Source organism: Streptomyces sp. NPDC002573 (assembly GCF_042889625.1).
GTDB classification, from domain to species: domain Bacteria; phylum Actinomycetota; class Actinomycetes; order Streptomycetales; family Streptomycetaceae; genus Streptomyces; species Streptomyces gibsoniae.
Map to the genome: position 1 here is coordinate 1 of NZ_JBIARC010000097.1, position 19802 is coordinate 19802.

The 19802-nt window shown below is 67.9% G+C and carries 18 protein-coding genes and 4 pseudogenes; 12 read left to right on the forward strand and 10 right to left on the reverse strand.

The window, feature by feature from the left end; translation table 11 throughout:
* Positions 1 to 226: 226 nt before the first annotated feature.
* From ACFYX0_RS41910 to ACFYX0_RS41925, 4 genes and pseudogenes are all read left to right on the forward strand, one after another.
* Positions 227 to 601, forward strand: a complete 375-nt coding sequence (locus ACFYX0_RS41910) for an ArsR/SmtB family transcription factor (RefSeq protein ID WP_388979597.1) — start codon at positions 227 to 229, stop codon at positions 599 to 601.
* Between the two features lie 32 nt (positions 602 to 633).
* Positions 634 to 846 carry an SRPBCC domain-containing protein gene (locus ACFYX0_RS41915; protein WP_388979600.1) on the forward strand — a complete coding sequence of 71 codons (213 nt, stop codon included), beginning with the start codon at positions 634 to 636 and terminating at the stop codon, positions 844 to 846.
* Entirely contained in the window at positions 843 to 1025 is a 183-nt protein-coding gene (locus tag ACFYX0_RS41920) for an SRPBCC domain-containing protein (protein ID WP_388979603.1), read from the forward strand. The genes ACFYX0_RS41915 and ACFYX0_RS41920 overlap by 4 nt, the downstream gene beginning before the upstream one ends.
* 388 nt (positions 1026 to 1413) lie before the next feature.
* Positions 1414 to 1614: pseudogene (locus tag ACFYX0_RS41925) on the forward strand (alpha/beta hydrolase); the annotation flags it as partial.
* A 107-nt stretch (positions 1615 to 1721) separates the two neighbouring features.
* Here ACFYX0_RS41925 and ACFYX0_RS41930 read toward each other — a convergent pair.
* From ACFYX0_RS41930 to ACFYX0_RS41950, 5 genes and pseudogenes are all read right to left on the reverse strand, one after another.
* Positions 1722 to 1937 (reverse strand): annotated as a pseudogene (locus ACFYX0_RS41930) (zinc ribbon domain-containing protein); the annotation flags it as partial.
* A 49-nt stretch (positions 1938 to 1986) separates the two neighbouring features.
* A complete protein-coding gene (locus ACFYX0_RS41935) occupies positions 1987 to 2490 on the reverse strand; it encodes a PP2C family protein-serine/threonine phosphatase (RefSeq protein WP_388979637.1) in 504 nt (167 codons plus the stop codon).
* 295 nt (positions 2491 to 2785) lie between these two features.
* A pseudogene (locus ACFYX0_RS41940) lies at positions 2786 to 3025 on the reverse strand (hypothetical protein); the annotation flags it as partial.
* A gap of 132 nt (positions 3026 to 3157) precedes the next feature.
* On the reverse strand, positions 3158 to 3754 hold the full coding sequence (locus ACFYX0_RS41945; RefSeq protein ID WP_388979606.1) for a hypothetical protein: 597 nt from the start codon (positions 3752 to 3754) through the stop codon (positions 3158 to 3160).
* 924 nt (positions 3755 to 4678) lie between these two features.
* A complete protein-coding gene (locus ACFYX0_RS41950) occupies positions 4679 to 6166 on the reverse strand; it encodes an FAD-dependent monooxygenase (protein WP_388979609.1) in 1488 nt (495 codons plus the stop codon).
* Positions 6167 to 6476: 310 nt separating this feature from the next.
* Here ACFYX0_RS41950 and ACFYX0_RS41955 point away from each other — a divergent pair.
* A pseudogene (locus ACFYX0_RS41955) lies at positions 6477 to 6980 on the forward strand (alpha/beta fold hydrolase); the annotation flags it as partial.
* A gap of 170 nt (positions 6981 to 7150) precedes the next feature.
* On the opposite strand, the gene ACFYX0_RS41960 reads toward ACFYX0_RS41955, so the two are convergent.
* Positions 7151 to 7594, reverse strand: coding sequence for a VOC family protein (locus ACFYX0_RS41960; protein WP_388979612.1), 444 nt, complete (start codon positions 7592 to 7594; stop codon positions 7151 to 7153).
* A 604-nt stretch (positions 7595 to 8198) separates the two neighbouring features.
* The gene (locus ACFYX0_RS41965) at positions 8199 to 8786 is read right to left on the reverse strand and encodes a TetR/AcrR family transcriptional regulator (RefSeq protein ID WP_075033913.1); all 588 of its coding nucleotides are present in this window, start codon (positions 8784 to 8786) and stop codon (positions 8199 to 8201) included.
* Positions 8787 to 9164: 378 nt separating this feature from the next.
* On the opposite strand from ACFYX0_RS41965, the gene ACFYX0_RS41970 reads away from it, so the two are divergent.
* From ACFYX0_RS41970 to ACFYX0_RS41990, 5 genes are all read left to right on the forward strand, one after another.
* On the forward strand, positions 9165 to 9914 hold the full coding sequence (locus tag ACFYX0_RS41970; protein WP_388979615.1) for a glucose 1-dehydrogenase: 750 nt from the start codon (positions 9165 to 9167) through the stop codon (positions 9912 to 9914).
* Positions 9915 to 11246: 1332 nt separating this feature from the next.
* On the forward strand, positions 11247 to 12257 hold the full coding sequence (locus ACFYX0_RS41975) for an AraC family transcriptional regulator ligand-binding domain-containing protein (protein WP_388979640.1): 1011 nt from the start codon (positions 11247 to 11249) through the stop codon (positions 12255 to 12257).
* A gap of 77 nt (positions 12258 to 12334) precedes the next feature.
* Positions 12335 to 13462, forward strand: a complete 1128-nt coding sequence (locus ACFYX0_RS41980) for a hypothetical protein (RefSeq protein WP_388979618.1) — start codon at positions 12335 to 12337, stop codon at positions 13460 to 13462.
* Entirely contained in the window at positions 13459 to 14283 is an 825-nt protein-coding gene (locus ACFYX0_RS41985; protein ID WP_355924404.1) for an SDR family oxidoreductase, read from the forward strand. Before ACFYX0_RS41980 ends, ACFYX0_RS41985 begins: the two co-directional genes overlap by 4 nt.
* Before the next feature lie 1091 nt (positions 14284 to 15374).
* Positions 15375 to 15875 (forward strand): hypothetical protein, encoded by a 501-nt coding sequence (locus ACFYX0_RS41990; protein ID WP_388979621.1) that lies wholly within the window; start codon positions 15375 to 15377, stop codon positions 15873 to 15875.
* Between the two features lie 150 nt (positions 15876 to 16025).
* Here ACFYX0_RS41990 and ACFYX0_RS41995 read toward each other — a convergent pair whose 3' ends face one another.
* Positions 16026 to 16595: a DUF2690 domain-containing protein gene (locus tag ACFYX0_RS41995; RefSeq protein WP_388979624.1), complete on the reverse strand. Its 570-nt coding sequence runs from the start codon at positions 16593 to 16595 to the stop codon at positions 16026 to 16028.
* 573 nt (positions 16596 to 17168) lie between these two features.
* Between ACFYX0_RS41995 and ACFYX0_RS42000 the strand changes: the two genes are divergently transcribed.
* Positions 17169 to 17450 (forward strand): hypothetical protein, encoded by a 282-nt coding sequence (locus ACFYX0_RS42000; RefSeq protein ID WP_388979627.1) that lies wholly within the window; start codon positions 17169 to 17171, stop codon positions 17448 to 17450.
* A 278-nt stretch (positions 17451 to 17728) separates the two neighbouring features.
* Here the strand turns inward: ACFYX0_RS42000 and ACFYX0_RS42005 are convergent, their stop codons facing one another.
* Positions 17729 to 18700 (reverse strand): IS630 family transposase, encoded by a 972-nt coding sequence (locus ACFYX0_RS42005; RefSeq protein WP_388979630.1) that lies wholly within the window; start codon positions 18698 to 18700, stop codon positions 17729 to 17731.
* A 189-nt stretch (positions 18701 to 18889) separates the two neighbouring features.
* Between ACFYX0_RS42005 and ACFYX0_RS42010 the strand changes: the two genes are divergently transcribed.
* On the forward strand, positions 18890 to 19501 hold the full coding sequence (locus tag ACFYX0_RS42010; protein ID WP_388979632.1) for a plasmid pRiA4b ORF-3 family protein: 612 nt from the start codon (positions 18890 to 18892) through the stop codon (positions 19499 to 19501).
* Here ACFYX0_RS42010 and ACFYX0_RS42015 read toward each other — a convergent pair.
* Positions 19466 to 19802 (reverse strand): IS3 family transposase (locus ACFYX0_RS42015; RefSeq protein WP_388979635.1); only part of this gene is annotated, 337 nt, incomplete at its 5' end. The two genes, ACFYX0_RS42010 and ACFYX0_RS42015, sit on opposite strands and share 36 nt — an antisense overlap.

Below are 19802 nucleotides of genomic sequence, written 5' to 3' on the forward strand. Positions count from 1 at the left end.
GTGCGCACGGCCTCCCTCAAGGCGTCCCTGAGCCCTGCACGCAGCCTGGGTCCGTGCAGCTCCAGATGCAGGTCGGCGCCGAACGCAGGGGGCGGAGGGCCGGTCGCGGAATTGGTCCGAGAATCTGTCATGAAAATTAACCATACTCCCATACCACTGAGGGCGTAGCGTTGCGGGCATGACGGGTGCAGTCGCCCCGATTGGCTGCGTAATCTGAGGGGTGAAGATGGATGAGGTCTCCAAGGCATTGGCCGACCACAGTCGGCGACAACTGCTGGACAGCCTGAATGCCCGTAGCGGGCAGACTCTGCGAGAGCTGTGCTCCGGTCTGGAGATGGCGCGGCAGTCGGTCAGTAAACACCTGGCCATGCTGGAGGCGGCCAACCTCGTGACGGTTGTGCGCCGAGGCCGGGAAAAGCTGCACTACCTCAATGCCGAGCCGATCAACGCCATCGCTGATCGCTGGATCAGTCGCTACGACCGTGAGCGGGTGCGCGCACTCGCTGATCTGAAGCAAGCACTGGAGGCAAGCCCCGTGAACAACGCGTTCGTCTACCCGACCTATATCAACACGACGCCGGAAAACTCTGGCAGGGCCTGACCGACCCGGCCTTCACCCGCAGCTACTGGGGGGTGGAGTTCGAAACGGACTGGAAGGCCGGATCAACCATGGCCTGGGTGGAGCGAGGAACGAATCCCTCCCATCCCGACCAGGTCGTGCTCGAATCAGACCCGTACCGGCGCCTGTCCTACACCTGGCACACCTTCACCCCCGAGTGGGCCAAGACCGTCAGCGTAAGCGAGGAGGTCCTTACGAACTGGCCACCGAGCAGAGGTCGAAGGTGACCTTCGAGATCGAACCCGCCGGAGCGATGACCAAGCTCACCGTCGTACACGACGGTTTCGAACGGGACAGCACCATGCGAGACATGATCCAGCACGGCTGGCCCGCCCTCTTGTCGAGCCTCAAGACCCTCCTTGAAACCGGCAAGCCGCTTCCCGGTCCTGACCACCAGAGTTCTTGAGCACAGCCCCGGACACTGCCCCGTGTCCGTACGGTGACGGTATGGGCAAGGCCAGGGTGCCCCGGCTGCGGCTGGTCGTAGTCGCGGAAGACGACCCCTCGGCGGTTCTTGAGGCAGTGGTAGAGCTGGCCGGGCTAATCTAACCCGGCGGACGGCGCTGCAGCATGCGCGGGCATCCGGACGAGCGAGCCGACGCGGCTGGGCGCCACGCCCCCAGTCACGGAGCCGAAAGGCGCCGTCGTCGGGCGGCACAAAGCCCAGGCGGGATACCTGCCGCAGCTCACGCTTGTCGCGCTGCGCTGGGCCCGTGCCAATGACTGGACTTCGGTCCCGTCGAGCAGCGCGGCGCTGAACTTGCCTACCGCCGCTGTGGTGTCGTGACCTCATGGAGGCCCGCCAGGTCACCATTCCGTTGCACGTCCTGCTGCAGTGGGACGACGAAGGGAACGACAGGCAGGCGGCCCTGGACCTGTTCGACGCCTTCGGCTCCAAGGAGAAGACGCTGCACGCCAGCATGGGCGGCCACACCGGCGTGCCGCAGTTCGCGGGGGACGCCGCGGACCAGTTCTTCACCCGGCACCTGAAGTGAGGCCGGGCCGTGAGGCCGACAGCAGACGGTAAGCGGCGTCGGCCCTGATGCCGTCATCGAGGACAGGCCCCGGACCTCCTCGATGACGGCGCCCAGCAGATGCACCACCGCCTCGATCGCGCAACGACGCCGCACGACCGGCATGCGAACTTGGCTTGGGAGACGCGGTTGAGCCGGTCCTCGTGTCCGCACTGCGCGCACTCCTTGGAGGAGTAGGCGAGGTCTACGAACACGAGCGGGACTCCAGCCCGTCGCGCCTTGTCGACGATGAAATCTGCGAGCTGGGCGAAGGCCCAGGAGTGGAGTGCGACCCGATGGGGCTTGGTGTCGCTGTTCGCGGCGGGAGCACGTGGCTGCGGGAGCAGAGGGTTGTCATCGTGTGCGTCGGACGACCAGCACGGCCGCGTCGTCGAGGTGGTCCACTGCGAGGGCTGCGTCGAGGATTCGGTCAGCGGTCTCCTGGGTGTTCCGTCCGTCGTGGAGTGCTTCGGCGGCCCGTGTTCCGGCCCGCTGCAGTCCGGCGTCCAGCGTCAGGCCTGGTCCTTCGACCACCCCGTCGGTGACCATGACCAGCGCGTCCCCCACGTCCAGGGTGAAGGTCTCCTCAGGGTAGTCGGTGTCGGGCACGACTCCCAGGACTGGGCCGCCTGGCAGCTTGCAGATGTCGTGGCTGCCGTCTTCGCGTGCGAGCAGCAACGGCACGTGGCCGGCGCTGCTGCCGGTGATCTGGCCGTCGGGATCGATGTGCAGCATGGTGCAGCTGGCAAATCGTGCAGTGCCTTTCGTGATGAGCAGCTCGTTGGTGCGTGTCAGCACGGTTCCGGGGTCCGGTTCGTGGGCGGCGATCGCGCGCATGGACGAACTCACTTGCCCCATGACAGCGGCGGCGTCCACGTCGTGCCCTTGGGCGTCGCCGATCTCCAGGTTGACCGCGCCGTGTCGGGCATGGCGGAGGCGTCGTACCAGTCTCCGCCGATGTCCAGCCCGTCGCGGCTCGGTCGGTAACCGGCGGCGACCTCCAGGCCCGGGAGGCGCTCGGCAGTGTGGGGAGCATGCTCTCTTGGAGCGCGGTGGCCAGTTCGATGCGGGCTTGCTGCAACCTGACGCGCCAGAGCGCCTGGCCGGCAAGGTCGGCCAGCGTACTGATGAGGGCCCGCTCGTCCGGGGACGAGCGGTGCTCGCTGCCGTAGGCCACCGACCAGGCGCCGAGCGGCTGATCGCCGACCGGGCCGAGGGGGGCGATCGAGAAGGCGCAGTCGGAACCGAGCCACGGCGCACTGGCCATCTGCGGCCAGCGGTGGATGCACTCCTCCCGGTCGGAAATGAACTGCGGCTTGCCGGTTCGGATCGCATCGGACAAGGGCGCCGGGTCATCCAGCGACAGGCCGTCCACGACGGCGGCCATCAGCATCGGGATCCCGGCATCGGAGGAGACGCGCAGACGGCCTTCGGCCACGAGTTCGAGCAGTGCCGGCACCACCGAAGGTCGCGGCGAGCCGTGTCAGGACGACCTGCTGCAGTTCCTGCTCCGTGGCTGCGGTGATCAAGGCGGAGGAGAAGACGGCGATCTCGTCGGCGCGCTGCCGCTCAGCGCGGCCAACGCTCTGCGGCGGCGTGCTTCCCGCTTGGTCTCGTCGTGGATCATCCCGAAGACCCGCTCAGGGCCGCCATATCCCAGCCGGACCCGACAGGCCTCGCAGGCCAGAATGTGCCAGCCATCGTGCTCGGTGAGGAACCGCAACCTGATCCGGGGGGACGAGTCGGCGGTCGAACGCACGAGTCGCCGCAGGGCCCCCCGGTCATCGGGGTGCACTCGCCGAACCACGCTGGACAACGACACCGTGGTCTCCGGGAACAGTGTCGCCAACGCGGGTGCACCACCCAGCCACTCCAGCTGTTGCTCCTGGGGTGAATACACGCACAGACCGAGGTCGGCGGCTTTGGCCGCCAACTGGAACGGGATCAGCAGACTGCCCAGGTCGTTTCGCGTGTCCAACGAGTGCACCCATACCAGCCGTTCGCCACCCGCGGGATCCTTCACCGGTCGCGCCTCGACAAGGCAGACCCCAGGTACGGCATCCGGCCCGGGGAACTCCAGTACCCGCATCGCGACCGTCTTCGTCGTCGTGGCGTGAACCACGAGACTCATGGCCGAGGTTCGCTGACTTTCAGGCAACAGGTCATCGAAGCCACGACCACACTCTCCTCCGCTGACCTGCCCAGCGCTTTGGCTATTGCGGCGTTGAGGCTGCGGAGGACACCGTCCAGGGTCAAGAGAGCCGAAGGGGTAGCTCTTCGAAGGAGTTCGACGTCTTGTGTCCGCTTCATGGTCGAGGGGTGCGCGGTGGCGTCGGTGCTGGGAATGCTGGAGGAGCGAGAGGCGGCTGCTCGTGTGCGGGTGGAGGGCTTGCGGGAGGAAGACGCGCGGTTGGCTGAGGTGTTGGAGGCCGCGGAGATCGAGCTGGACCGGCGGGTGATCGCGCGGGAGGAACTGCTCGAGGCCCTGGCAGTTTCTGCGGCCGAGTCCACTGCCGTGACCACGACCGAGGCGGAGGAGGAAGCGGCGCCGTCGCTCGCGCCGGTGCCGGGCTCGACGGTGCCGTCCTGGCGGGAAGGACTGCCGGTGACGGTTCTGGCCCCGGACTATCAGCGGATTCTGGGCGTGCTGGAACAGCAGCGATCCACGGGTGACGGCCCGCTTCGAGCCAGAGAGATCGCTGTGACATCACCGATGCCCACGGAGAGCGTCTGTACAGGGAATGGACCTACGAGGAGATCGTGGCGGCTTCCGACCGCGCACGGGCGGAGGCGAACGCGCCGGTCGTGGTCACCTACAACGAGCCTCTCGCCACGGACCGTCCGGAACACGAGACGGGTGAGTAGCGAACGAGCGCGTGGAGGGTGCCCCCGGGCACCCGCTGCCCTTAAGGGTGGGTCGGTCTGCGACTGCTGAGGCGAGAGCGGCCGATGCGGCCAGCGTGACAGGAAGACCGCCACTTCCTGCGAAACGGCGGTCTCCTTTGCGTCGTTCCTGCTCAAAACGAGACCCGTGTGAAGACGGATTCTAACGCGGTGAAGAAGCGACGGAGCTGGTGCCCTGTGTGCCGCACCATTCGGTCAGTGCTCGGCGGGCCGCGGTGATGCGATGTTCTGGTGACTCGTCTGAGATGGCCCATGCGATGTAGGCGTCTGGTCTGACCAGAACGCATTTCTTGGTGGCGCCCTTCGGGGACACGATCTCGACCTCGTCGGTCCACTCTGTGATGAGTGAGGGAAGGCGGTCGGTGTCGGACGGTGTGACGAGGACGAACCGTCGCTTGCGGAGGGCTTCGTAGAGTCTGCGTCCGTCGGTGAGGGGCATGTCAGGTGCCCGCTTGCCGACGAGGGGGTGTGCGCCGGCCGGTGCGGTGTAGGAGATGTCGATTCCCGAGATCGCCTTGGCCAGTCGTCGGGCCACTGGCGGGGTTTGCAGCACCGTACGCGCTGAGAGGTCACGGAGGCCGCACAGTGCCCGTGGTGTGGTGAGGACGCCGCGGAGCAGTGCGCCGCTCATCCGCAGGACCCGGTGTCCCACCGGGTGGCGTTCGTTCTGGTAGCTGTCGAGCAGAGTGTCTGGTGCGCGGCCGCGCTGAACGGCCGCGAGTTTCCAGCTCAGGTTCGCGGAGTCCTGGATGCTGGTGTTGAGGCCCATGCCGCCGGCGGGGGAGTGGACGTGGGCGGCGTCGCCGACGAGGAACACCCGGCCTACCCGGTAGCGGGGGGACTGGCGTTCGTCACTGTGGAATCGGGAGAGCCAGCGGGGGTCGTGCATGCCGAAGTCGCTGCCGAGCGCCTGGCGTGCGACGTCTTTGATTTCCTCCAGGTCGACCGATGCGTTGTCGGGCATGGGGTGGTGGCGATTCCATGCCATGACCCTGAACCAGCCGTCGCCGAACGGGACGACGATGGCGAAGGCGTCTCCGATTGCCGCCACGGTGGGCGGCTTCTTCGGCGGGTCGGCCATGCGGACGTCTGCGAGCATCATGGAGCGAACGGCGGAGCGGCCGGGGAACGGGAGGCCGAGGGACTGGCGTACGCAGCTGTTCCGTCCGTCCGCGCCGACGACGTAGTCCGCGCGCAGGCTCTGTTCAGTGCCAGCTGGTGTCTTCACGGTGACGTCGACACCGGTGGGGTCTTGCTGGACGCCGGTCACTTCATGCGCTCGCATGATGTTGACGCCGTGTTCCAGGGCGCGGGCCAGGAGCAGACGCTCGGTGTTGTACTGGGGCGTCACGAGTACGTGAGGGTATCGCGTAGGCAGGTGCGAGAGATCGATCCGCAGGAATTGCAGGATCGGGTTGCGCAGGCCGGTCATCAGCAGGTCGTCGGCAAGGCCCCGGGCGTCCAGTTGCTCCATCGTTCGGGCGTGAACGGCGAATGCGCGGGTCAGCTGGGATTCCCCTTCCCGCCGTTCCACGACGGTGCAGCGCACTCCGGTCTCGGCCAGGTCACCTGCGAGCAGCAACCCCGCTGGACCAGCACCGACGACCAGCACGTCAACGTCGGATCCCATACTCTGTCCTCCGCGTGCCACACAACGAGTAGAACGACGGGTGATTATCTGGCTAGCGCCCACCACCAGTGGTGATGTTGAGGGCGACTGGGCCGTCGTGCCCGGGACTTCACTCGGGTGGCGTAACCCGTGGCTTCGCTTGACCGTGGAAGTGCCCGCAGCGTCTAAGCACCACCGTACGAGACGGGCCACTTCCCCGCCTGTCAGACATCGGTCCACCCACTCGCACCAGAGCGGTGACTGAAGACGCGCTGAATCGGCGCCCGCAGTTATGTCGACCACATGCGGTGCCGCTTCCGCCACATCCCAGAGGGCGTGCGGCCGGCATGGCACGGCACGGGTCGCCAAGCTGGTCCTGTTCGGCGCCATCCCTCCGCTGATGCTGAAGACGGAAGCCAACCCCGAGGGCCTGCCGATCGAGGTGTTCGACGAGATCCGCCAGGGTGTGCTCACGGATCGCTCGCAGTACTACAAGGACCTCAGCCAACCGGGAGGGCTCGACCGTCTCCCAGGGAACGCGTGACGAATTCTGGCTGTGGAGCATGACCGTCGGGATCAAGGGCGCCTACGACTGCATCAAGGCGTTCTCCGAGACGGACACGACCGAGGACCTGATGAGGTCGATGTGCCGACACTGATCGTGCACGGCGACGACGACCAGATCGTGCCCATCGTCTCCGCGGGTGACAAATCATCCAAGATCGTCAAGGACGCGTAGTACAAGGTCTACGAGGGCGCACCTCATGGCCTTGCGATGGTGCCCAAGTATGCCGAGATCTTCAACAGAGACCTGCTTGAGTTCGCGCGTAGTTAGCGCCGTCCCCCGGCCCTGGGTCAACGGCGCCGCTGGCGTTAACCCAGGACACTGCCAGCCAGTGGCGCTGTGAATTGGCCGCCCGGGAGGGACGGTTCAATGATGTCCCGGGCAACCATGTCCGGAGCGCCTGAAACTGGCTCGGCAGCCTGGGCGATCGGTTCGCCGTGTCAGCCGATCGGGCTTGCGCCCTGCTGGAAGACGTTGATGAGGTTTCCGTCGTTGTCGCGGATCGCGGTCGAGATGCTGCCGTCGCCAAGGTCCATCTGCTCCCAGACGGTCGTCACGCCCAGGTCACGGAAGGTGCGGGTCACGCCGGCGAGGTCCTCGACGCGGAAGACCAGGGCCTTGTTGCCGATCGGGCGGATGTGGGCGGGGGGCTCTGCCGTCAGTTCGGGGATCCGCACACCGTCCGCGGGCTGAAGGAGCTCGAGCCGGAACCCGGGACCCTCCAGGAAGGCGACGTCCGCTCCGATGGCGTCGAAGCGGGACTTCGCCAGCAGGGTGAGGCCGAACACCCGGTTCCACCACTGGATCGACGCGTCGAGGTCACTGACGGAAATCGTCACGTTGTGGAGGCTGTAGGGGAAGGGCGGCTGGGCAGCGGTGGTCATGGTGATCACTTTTCGTTGGGCGGGTGCAGGCGTTTGCGGTGGGGCACGCGAGACCCCTCGCGCATTCCGCCCGGCTTCTCTGTGCCGTGCAGCGGAACAGTCTGTGCCCGTCTGCCGCCGGCCCCGACGTCTACTTGCAATAGCGAATCCGCGGGTCGTAGGCCAAACGTAGACGTTATGGACCGTACAGTCAAGAACTTGTGTCCTCTTCAGGTGCATCGCGAAGTCAGTGGATCAATGCACCACTTGGCGAATCGCCGTCGGCGTGCGGAAGTGAGGCGCGAGCGAGGTCCCGCGCGGACTTGGGTAGCCTGGAGACTTTGCCGTCAGGGCCCGTGCGCAATGGGCCGGCGCCGTCGGCTGCCGGAGCGTCGTCCGGCCCGCGTTGCGGCGCAGTCGATGGCGCAGCCGCCCGGCCGGAGTGCCTGCTCAAGGGCATGGTGAAAGGGGCAGGCCGTCAACCGCGCTGGGGCGGGCGCCCGGGCCACTCGTGGGGGTGCTCGGAGGGCAGGTAATGCGCGTGCTCGCAGCCGACTCAAGCGGGCCCACCCGGGTCCCTGCCGGTCGGCACGTCACCTGTGAAGGGTGCTGGCTCGCAGGATGGTCAGTGTCGGGAGAGCTGCTTGAGGGCGGCCTGGCTTATCTGCAGCAGAGCTGAGCCGTCCATGCCGGTCTTCGCGAGGAACTCGATGCCCTGCATGACGGCAAGGAGCAGCCGCCCGACCTCCTGGGCGTCCGCCCCCGGTTCGACCGTCCCCTCGTCCTGGGCTTCCTTCACGCAGGCGATCAGAAGATCTTCGACCGCTTGGTAGCTGCTCCGGGCCCGGGAGACGACGTCCGGATCATTGCTGTGCAGCTCGGACGTGCTGTTGACCAGAAGGCAGCCGCGCCGCTGCGGGTCCTCCGTGAATCCCTTGGCCACGCCCTCAACGAGCAGGGTCAGGCGTTCGAAGGCCGTACCGGGCCCGGTCAGGACCGCCCGGACGCCGTTGAGCTGTTCGTCGCGGTAGCCGTCCAGCACGTGCAGGAACAGCTGCCGCTTGTCGCCGAAGGCCCCGTACAGGCTCCCCTTGCCCAGTCCGGTGGCGTCCGTCAGGTCCTGCAGTGACGTAGCCGCATACCCCTGATTCCAGAACTGCTCGCGCGCAGACTCCAGAACCTGGTTCTCGTCGAAATTCCGCGGTCGTCCCATGTTCAACAGCATACGTCCTTCTTGACCTATCGGTCCAGATCATGAGCGCCCGGCTGCATGCGGCACACAGGGGACAGGCTGGGTGGTGGCGGGGTGTGTGGCGCACGGCTCCCCCCGGCGCCCCGGCGCCCCGGCGCCCCGGCGCCCCGGCGCCCCGGCGCCCCGGCGCCCTAGCGTCCCGGCGGGCGGACCGGCGTCGGCCGGCTCGTTGCCGTTCGGCGGTGTGGATGCAGTCACGTTTTTGCCTGAGCGGTCCATAACGTGGTTCTTTACCGTACAGTCCATAAGCGGCACGGGGCTGTCCGCTCCGGACTGTAACACTGCAGCGACACATGGTGCACGACTTTTGGCGTTTGCACCGGACAGGGATAAGCGATCATGGGACAGCTTGACGGGAAGACGGCAGTCGTCACCGGAGGCAACAGCGGAATCGGACTGGCCACAGCCAAGCGATTCGCGCGTGAGGGCGCGCACGTGTTCATCACCGGCCGTCGGCAGGAGGCTCTCGACGCCGCGCTGGCCGAGATCGGTGGGGAATCCACCGCCGTCCGTGGCGACGTCGCGAACCTCGCGGACATCGACCGCCTCTACGCGGCTGTCGCCGAGCGGGGCCGGTCCATCGACGTACTGTTCGCCAACGCGGGCGGCGGTGAGTTCGCCGCGCTTGAGCAGGTCACCGAGGAGCACTTCGACGCCACCTTCAACATCAACGTGCGAGGCATGCTCTTCACCGTTCAGAAGGCAATTCCGCTGCTCAACGACGGCGCCTCGGTGATCCTGACCGGATCGACTGCTGCCACCTCAGGTGGCGCCGCCTTCGGCGTGTACGCCGCGTCCAAGGCCGCGGTCCGCTCCTTCTCCCGCACCTGGGCCAACGAACTCAGCGGCCGCGCAATCCGAGTGAACACCCTGGTGCCCGGCCCGATCGTCACCCCGGGCATCACCGGCCTGGCCGCGGACGCAGACCAGGCCGCGAAGATGAGGGACGCCTTGGCCAGCCAGATACCGCTGGGCCGGATGGGGCACCCGGACGAGGCCGCAGCCGCCGCACTGTTCCTCGCCAGCAATGAGAGCAGCTTCGTCACCGGATCCGAGCTGTTCGTCGATGGCGGACTCAACCAGATCTGAGCGCCGCAAGACGATGCGCTTGCCCGTCCCAGCGAAGACAAGAGTGTGACCGCGTCGCGGTCACACCGGTCGTCACACCGAACCTTCGGGCGAGCGCAGCCCCGCCGGTGTGCGGGCACACGGCGACCCCCGGAATCGGCTGAGGGCGTGGAGTCGGACGCCGTACACACAGATGATCAGCAGAGCACCGTCGCCCGGCGGTTTTGGCCAGCGGCGGCGCCGACGACCGTGCGTGCCGCCGCAGCCACCGAGTTTATACAGCCGTCGGGAGCGCCAGAAGACATGGGGCCTCTCCGGCAGGGCATCTCAGGGCACGAAATACCTCGAGTCCCTCCGTCGCTGCGGCCATAGGAAGGACGTGTGCTTCTGGGCGCCGGCACCGGCGTAAGCGACATGAGTGGGGCCCGGCCGTGAACGGCCGGGCCCCATTCCTATGGTCCGTGCGAGTCAGATCGCCACCGCTGACCTCGTCCGCGGCCGCCACCCGCGCGCGAGTAGAGCGTGACGAACCCGAGCAGTCACAGCACCAGGACGGCGGGCGCCACCCGTCAAGGGGTCTTGACGATGAAACGCACCGAACGAGGCGCGTGCGAAAGCTGAACGAGCAGCAGGGGAGACATGGTTGTCGACCTCGTGTGCCATCACTTGGTCCACTGTGGCTCCTTCGGTCCATGGCCCGGCTGAGAGGACCACGGGATGCCGAACTGCTCAGCCGGATCTGCACAAGGGGCGGCGACGGCGGGTTCGAGCCGGACGCCGGTCTGCCCTCCGCGACCACCGGCGCCGAGCATGCAGCACGACATCTGATGAACTGGCGCTGCTCGGTCCGCAGACTTGAACGAACCGCACAGCGGAGCCACCCACAGTCCTGTCGTACTGCACGGCTCTCGTACGCCCCCTCGCACCGTCGTTCCCGGCGAGCGTTCGCCTCGCAGGGGGCTGTGAGCGAACTGCTATATCGCCAGGTCAGTAAGGACCAGCACGCGCTCGTAGGTGTAATCCGCCATGGCGAACTTCACTCCTTCGCGGCCGACACCAACTTCAAGTCTCTGGAGAACCATCCCACTTCGGCTCGCCGGCCCAGCCCGGCTGCAGAGCAGGATCAGGTACAGGGGCGGCCGGCATCGGCTCGGGAAACGTCCACATCACGCACCATGCCTTCCACCCTGGCAATGCGCTGCACGGGTGGCCGCCACGGCGGGCCTGCGCGTGGTGGGGCCCATGGCCGGGACCCGGTCCTTCAGGGCCGGGTCACGTTGACGCGATTCGACGGAGACAGGACTCTCCTGTTGACGGCATGCCTGCTGGAATTAGCATCGCCCGGTGGGTGCGATGATTCGGGGAGCCAGCCTGCGCGGGTTCGCACATCTCGTGGACGAGCTTGGCGGCGACCCTGGGGAGTTCATGGGGCGGTTCGCGATCCCTTGGCAGGCGCTCACCTGCGAGGAGGGGCTCATCCCGATCACCAGTCACGACCTGATGCTCGACGCGGTCGCGCGTGAGCTTCGATGTCCTGATTTCGGCCTCCGCCTGGCCTGCCGCCAGGACCTCAGCGTCCTGGGCCGATTGGCGCTGGCCATCCAGGCGTCATCGACGGTGGCGGAGGCACTGGAGTGTGCCTCGCGGTTCATGTTCGTGCACAGCCCGGCGCTGAGTGTCGGTGTGGAACCGGATCCGCGGGGGTGCCGTGAGGTGGTCGCGTTGACCTATCGGAAGGATCTGCGCGAGTCGCCGTACTCCCCGCAGGCCATGGAGCTCGGACTCGGTCTCTTTCACCAGGTGGCGGTGGCTCTGGTCGGCAGCCTGGCCGGCCTTCGGGCGGTGGAGCTGCCGCACCAGCCTCTGTCTTCGGTGTCGCGGTACACCGACTTCTTCGGCGTGGATGTGAAGTTCGGGTGCCCGACCGCCGCGCTGCGCGTGGAGCGGCGGATGCTCGACGAAGAGTTCCGCAGCGCTGACGCGGCGATCCGCCGGCTCGCCGTCGACTACCTGGCCGGTCACCACGCCGACCCGGAGCGCTTGTTCTCCACACACGTCCGGCGGGCCCTGGCCGGGAGCGTCGGCACCACCCCTGCGGCGATCGGTCACGTCGCGCGGCTCCTTGCGATGCATCCCCGCACGCTGCAACGGCGGCTCGCCGCCGAGTCGACCAGCTTCGAGGAGATCCTCAACGACGTACGGCAGGATCTCGCGCTGCGCTACATCACCACCACCGACCTGCCCTTTGCGCAGGTGGCCGCGATGGCGGGCTTCGCCGATCAGTCGGGCCTCAGCCACGCCGTACGACGGTGGCGGGGCGCTACACCGAGCGAGGTGCGCCGCCGGGTGCGCGGCACCTGCTGAGATTGTCGCGCTGGAACAAATCTCACCTTGCTGGGGAGGGCATTGTGCTGTCCCACAACGAGAGCGAGGAGTGGCCCATGGCGACAGCCGGAACCGACCACCTGAGCGGGATCGGTGCGCGAGCGATCCCCGAGTTCGACGGCGTCCACGACGTGTGGCCGCGCGGCGAACGGCTGCGGGCGGTCCGCGAGGCCGCCGCGGCGTACAAGGAGCGCTTCAAGGCCCAGGGCCACGTGCGCGCGGTGAAGTCGGTTGACATCGCCGCGGCGCCGTACCCGGTGAAGTACGCCTTCCACGACGCCGTCTCGGTGCCCACGCTCCCGCTGATCTCGATGATCAACCGCATGATCGTCGTGCAGTACGACGACTTCGACGGCCGGGCGCGCACGCTGGTCTTCGAACCGACAGTGCCGGAGGGCTCCGCAAAGGCGCCGTTCTACCGGAACCTGCAGAAGGTGACGGACAAGGTCCCCGGCGGCAAGCTGCTCGAGCGGGTGGTGCTGAGGTATTACGCCGAGCCCGGCGACGTACTGCGCCGACTGGGGCTGACCCCGAACGACATCGACTTCTGCACCTTCGACCACCTGCACGTACAGGACCCGCGGATGATCCTGGGCTCCACCGAGGTCATCGAGGGCGAGGCGGCTGCACGCAAACCGCTGTTCGGCGCGGCGAAGATGCTAGTGCACAACCGCGAGCTGGCGACCCTTAAGTCCCTGCACCCGATGCAGTGGGCGTGGTACGTCGAGGGCGGGCTGGAGGGCGTCGATGCGGAGAAGTTCGTCACCTTCGGCGGGGACGTCGAGCTCGGTGTCGGCGTCGCGCTGCTGTGGACCCCCGGGCACACCGACGGCAACCACTCGCTGGTGCTCAACACCCCCGACGGGGTGTGGGTGTCCTCGGAGAACGGCATCTCGCTGGACAACTGGCAGCCGGAGCTGTCCAGGATCCCCGGCGTACGCCGCTACCACGAGGCCTTCGGCCGCGAGATATGCCCCAACGCCAACACGCTGGAGGACTCGCTGGACCAGTACGACTCGATGGTCAAGGAGAAGACGCTCGCCGACCGATGCAAGGCGGACCCGCGCTGGCTGCAGATCCTGCCGTCCACCGAGCTGGCCCCGTGGAAGCGGTTCTGGCCGGTGGTGCCCACCTACGTCCACGGCGGGATCGCCTACGGCGAGATCAAGGGCGGTCGGCGATGAACCGTCCCCCCGCCGGCGCGGTGGTCACCGGGGCGGGCCGCGGCCTGGGCAGGCTGATCGCTGCGGCGCTGGTCCAGCGCCGCCACCAAGTGCTGGTCACCGACATCGACGAGGAGGCGGCGCGCGCCGCGGCGGCCGAGCTCGGGTCTGACGTGTTGTGGGCCGCCGTCGACGTGCGCGACGAGGTCCAGGTCGCCGCGGCGCGGGACCGCATCGTTGCGGAGGCCGGCCGCCTCGACGTGTGGGTCAACAACGCCGGCGTGCTCGTGACCGGGCCGGCCTGGGAGCAGCCGCCCGACGTACGCCGCCTGATGCTGGAGGTCAACGCGCTCGGCACCGTCAACGGCACCGTCGCCGCAATCGAGGCCATGCGGGGCACGGGCGGGCACATCGTCAACGTCGTATCGCTGGCGGGACTGACCGCGGTCCCGGGCGAGGCGGTGTACGCCGCCTCCAAGCACGCCGCGATCGGCTTCAGCCTGAGCACACTCGCCGACCTGCGCCTGGCCGGGATCAAGGAGATCGACATCTCCTGCGTCTGCCCCGACGGCATCTGGACCCCGATGCTCCACGACAAACTCGACGACCCCGCCTCGGCACTGTCCTTCTCCGGCAAACTGCTCATGCCCGAGGAGGCCGTAGACGCGGTGCGCCAGGTGCTGGACCGCCCACGGCCGGTCACCGCGGTACCGGCCTGGCGGGGACTGCAGGCGCGCCTGGCAGACGCGCTGCCCTCGTTCGGGCTGCGTGCCGTCCCCCTGGCGGTCGCGCAGGGAAGGCGGGTGCAGCAGAAGATGCTGGCGAAGAGACCGTCGGTGTAGAGGGCTCACCTCTCCTCTTCCTCGCCAAGTGCCACCTCCCGGGCCGCAGAAGACGTACACCGTGCAACAGCAGCCTGCGGTGAGTAGCTGCCACTACCGCACAAAGAAGGGGGCCGCTGGAGGACTCGGCGTGTGCCCCCGGTGCCATCTCCGCGGCCGTCACACAGGCGAACCTCAAGTCCACGATCTGCCGTAAGGGCGGCTACACCAAGAACATCCGGCCCCCGGAGGCGATCACCCGCAAGGAGAAGCGGGCGAACGCCGCCTCCTATGGCTACAGGGGCAGCCTCGGGGACGCCGAGTACGACCATCTGATCTCCCTGCAACTCGGTGATCCGAACGACGCCCGCAACCTGTGGGTGGAGCCGGCCGACCCGGGCCACACGCCGGGCGGGGGATCAACAACGAGAAGGATCCGGTGGAGACGCAGCTGCACACCGCGGTCTGCGCCGGCCAGGTCGCCCGGAGACCGGAGCTTCCTCGCCGGGCATGGTCATGCCTCGGCACCAGCGCTCTGGCGCTCCCTCGCCGCCGCCCAGCGCGCCATCGTCACCGACTGGGCCACTGCCCTGAGCAGCCTCGGTATCGGCTGACACCGCCCCGGCCGGACCCGCCACGGAAGAGAACCCGCCCGTCTGGGGCAGCGGCCTTTTCCCAGCGCGTGCGGGGATGGGGAGGGTGTGGCACCGTGGACCCGGACCGGGCCCGTCACACCCCCGAGGTGACGGGCCCGACTTCGTTCAGCGCGCGAAGGGGTGACGGTGGCCGCCATGTCGGGGCAGCGGCTGAGGTTCTTTTACTGATCCCTCGCGCCAGGAGCCCTGTCGTGTACCTCCCAGGAGATGACCCCGTCGGACGGGCAGAAGGCGACCTCTCCCGCGGAGCGGCCTTGGGTGTTGTCCGTCTGAACGGCACCCAACTCGGCGACGAAACACGGAACTTCGAAATGGTTTGATCAGGTTGAGGTAAGGGTTGCGCAGGTCGCTTCTTGTTCACCGAACGGGTCTACTCGCATAGACCGCGGTGATGGTGTCATGCCGTCAGCGGCCCGGCACCCCACTGGCCGGGCCGACCCTGCGGGAGAGACCCACATGCGTCGCTTCACTGCCACCATCAGCGCTCTGGCCCTGGGGGCCGCGGGCCTGATCGCCGCCTCGACGGGCACTGCCCAGGCTTCGGCCTGCTCCCACGCCTACCTGCCGCTGCCCGGCTCCTCCTGCACGCCCGGCGCCTACAACCCGGACGTCACCCAGTCGAACATCCACAGCACCATCTGCGTGTCCGGCTGGTCCGCCACCGTCCGCCCCCCGACCTCCTACACCAACCCCCTCAAGGCTCAGGGCATCACCGACGTCGGTGTGTTGGCCGTCGCGGCCGGGAACTGTGGAGGCTGTGGTCGGACCTGTGCAATGGCGCCGATTCGCCTGTGGGCGAGTGTGCCCGAGTGGCAACCGGGGGTCTCCGGTGCGGACCTCGACGAGGTGTACTGCTCCGGGAATGGGCCGGCGACCAAGCGGTGTGTGGTTCGTGTATTTCGTAGGCGGGCAACCCGGTGCGGGGAGGCCGTGACGCCGCCGGGGGAACGGGCGTAGGCGTGCTCCTCGCACCGGGAGCTGATCCATCCAATGGCCGGGGCCTGGGATGTCCGGGCCGCCGGGACGGGGTCATGCGGCCTGCTGCAGTGGCAGCTCAGACCCTGCGGGAGATGAGGGAGGAGCCGCCTCACGAACCATGGTGCCTGGCTAGTTGTCGGAAGCGGCCGGAGTCGGTGCTGCCGGAGGTAGGTTCCCGGCGTCGGCAGCGACCGTCAGCACGTGGCCCTGGGCGACCGCGCGTTTCTCGGGGTTGACCGCGACGGCGGTCGCCTGAGCGGTGAAGTCCTTTGAGATGGTTATAGGAAGCATCGGCGTGTACTTCGTACTGCCCGTGCGCACGCTCGCGATCTGCCGTCGGGTCGGTGACGTCCGTATCTCTACCGTGTCGCGGACCGCCGCCCCGGTCAGCTTGGCCCACACCGTGTGACACCCGGCGCTGTAGCGGATCTCCAACTGCATGGTGCCGGCCCAGTCTTTCGCGAGGGTCCGTGCGTTGTCCGCGCACCCCGCAGCTTTCGGATCGAGGCCGTCGCACCCCTCGCCCGAACAGGAGGGTGCAGACGCCGTGTCACCCGCACTCTGCGCGGCCGACGTCCTCGCGCTCGTGCCGTCCTGCGTGGAGCCGCCGACCACCGAGGTGAGCAGCACCGAGACGACCGTGCCGGCCACGGTGACGAACAGCGAACCGAGCAGGGTCTGGGGTCCGTGCCGACGCACCCAGGCGACGGTACGCCTGGCGGGACCCGGGCCATGGCCGGGCTCGGGTGATGCTGCACTCGGGTCCGAGTCCGGGTCCGCCGCCGTGGAACCGGGGTCCCCGGCTGCGGTATCCGCGCGTCCCGGATCCCCGGATCCGGCATCCCCGGGACCGGGATCCGCGGACCCTCCGTTCTGCAACGATCCGCCGTTTCCGTCCGCCATCGCTCCCCCTCCCGCGCCGGAACATCCCTGCCCGTCAAGCCCGGCCGCTGTCCCCTGCACCCCACACGGCCCGTCGCGCGCGTTACGCGAAAGCCTTTTCCTCTTTGCTCACACACCATGCGCACCTGCCCGACATCGCCACGCCTTCTCCCAACTGTGCTGCGCGGCCCATCATTTGGTGCCCTATGATGGCGCACCGCTGTTGACGATCAGACCCAAGAAGGAGGGGTAGCGGACGCCGAGCTGATGGCGCTTGCCTCGTCCGCGGGAAGCGCGCTGGTGACCTCGCTCACCACCGACCTGTAGCAGCGGGCCCAGTCTTCGGTAGGGGCCCTGTGGCGGCGTGCGTCCCCGGAGCGGGCCGCCACCGTGGAGGCCGAGCTCGCGGAGACCCGTAACCTGCTCCTCACCGACCTGCAGGACGAGGACGCGACGGCTGCGGACTCGGCCGAGGAGTGGAGCATGCGCTTCCGCCCCCTGCTCGCCACGCGCCCCGACCTCGTCGACGATCTGCGCCGGGTGCTGGCTACGGATCTCGCCCCGACTCACCCCGTGCCGCCCCATGGCACCTCCACCGTCTTCAACGCGACAGCGTCCGGGCACGCCCTCGTCTGCCAGTCCGCCGGGAAGCAGACGATCAACGAGCGATGACAAGTCAGGGCACACCTCCGCCAGACCAGCCCTAGTACTGCAACCGCACCTGTCGCGTCACCGCAGGTCAGGCGCAGCGCGGCGGTTTTTGGGCGGTGGCGATCCGACGGCGCACGGTGATAGTCGCCGCGCCGGGCCGATCGCGAACTGGCAGGTCAACGGCTCTCTATATCTGATAGCCCGTCAGCTTCGAAGTGTCCAGACGCCTAAACTGACCTGCGCTGATTCCATGAGTGCGGTTGCAGTACTAGTGCAGCGCCGCATTGATCTTGCGAGGGTCATGCGGCTTTGAGTGGGGTTCCGTCGTAGGTCCAGCGGAACGGTCGGGCCCCATCGTCGTAGGCGAGAGTGAACTCGCGGATCTGGTCGATGAGGTCCTGGCGCGAGGTGAACTCACCGCGCCGCAGCAGTCGGCGGGCCAGGATCGAGAAGAAGATCTCGACTTGGTTGAGCCACGAGGCGTGTTTGGGTGTGTGGTGGACGGCGAACCTCGGGTGCGCTGCCATCCAGGCCCGGGTCGCCTTCGAAACATGGGACGACCCGTTGTCGAGGACAAGGTGGATCGTGAGCTTCGGGTCGATGGACTGGTCGAGCATCCGCAGGAAGCGGATGAAGGTGGCCGAGTCGTTGCGGACGATGTCTTCGACCAGGACCTGGCCGGTGTGCACGTCCAGGGCCGCGGTGATGGAGGGGGTGCCGTGGCGGCGGTACTCGAACTCGCGCCGCTCGATCTGGCCGGGCTTCACCGGGCGGGTCGGATGGCGGCGGGAGCGAGCCTGCATCGCGGTCTTCTCATCCACGCTGAGCACGACGGAGTGGGGCGGGCAGCGCAGATAGAGTGCGCATACCTCGGCGGCCTTGGTGTAGAAGTCCGGATCCTCCGGGCGAGTGAGCCAGCCACGTACCAGGTGCGGTTTGAGGTCGAGGCCGGCCAGGATCCGCCCGACCTGGGATGCTGAGATCCCGATGGCGTCCAGGCGATGGGCGATGGCGCGGTGAGTCCAGTGGCTGTCGGTTGCAGGCCGGGCGGAGGTGACGGTGGCGACGATGGCCAGGTGCACGTCGGGGCCGTAACGGCGGGAGCGACCCGGCCGGGGCCTGTCCTCCAGCGCGGCCAGGCCGTCGGCGGCGAACCGCTTGCGCCAGCGTCGCACGGTGCCCACATGCACGCCGAGGGCGCGGGCGATGGCCGCGTTCGCTCCACCGTCCGCACAGGCCAGTGCGGCCCGGGCCCGCTGTACCCGGCGCAACGGCGCGGTCCGTGACCGCGCTAACTCCTCCAGAATTTTGCGCTGTTCACCGTCCCAAGCCACCTGGAACGGACTTTCCGCCGGCACGCGCTCCACCCCTTCGAATCCATGAATGGCGTTGATCATTGCTGCGGTCGGCGGGACACGTTCCACCAGGGCAGGTCGAACTTGGGTGGCAGGATGGCCGTCATGGCGAACAGCACGAGCGCGAAGACCCCGCGGACGGCACCGGGCAAGACCGTGCACAAGATCAAGATCACGTTGCGGGACTCCCGGCCTCCGATCTGGCGCCGCCTGGAGGTGCCGTCAGGCATCACCTTGCGCGAGCTGCACGACGTCATCCAGGCCGCCTTCGGCTGGGAGGGCTACCACATGTGGGCCTTCGAAAGCGGCCGGGACCGATACGGCGTCGCCGACCGCGACCTGGGAATCCGCAGCGCTGCCTCCAAGCGGCTCGGCCAGGTGGCACCCCACACCGGCGACCGGCTCCGTTACACGTACGACTTCGGCGACGACTGGGAACACGACATCCTCATCGAGGACGTCACCGCGCCGGAGGCCGGCACCGCCTACCCCCGATGCCTCACCGGCCGCCGAGCCTGCCCGCCCGAGGACTGCGGCGGCATCTGGGGATACGACTACCTCATCGAGATCCTTGCCGACCCCCGCCACGAAGAACACGAAGACCGCCTGGAATGGTTGGGCCTCGACTCTGCCGACCAGTTCGACCCCGCAGCCTTCGACGCAGCCCAGGTCAACTCCGAGCTATCCGCCCTTGCGACCGTGCTCATTAAGAACTGACGCATCACCGCCCGCCGTCAGCAGCCCGCGTCGCCGCTGACGGCGGGCACCTACCCCCGCAAGATCAATGCGGCGCTGCACTAGTACTGCAACGGTGCTTGTGTCAAGCCCCGGGTTTCGTGGAGACTGCGTTAGCTGGTTTTCTGGAGTGACGTAGGGGGGTTCGGCCGCGAGGTAGTGGGCGGCCTCGTGTTCGGCGGGGGTGATGTGGCCGAGCTCGCCGTGGAGGCGGCGCTGGTTGAACCAGTCGATGTACTCGGCGACCGCGATCTCGATGTCGTTGATGCCGGTCCACGGTCCC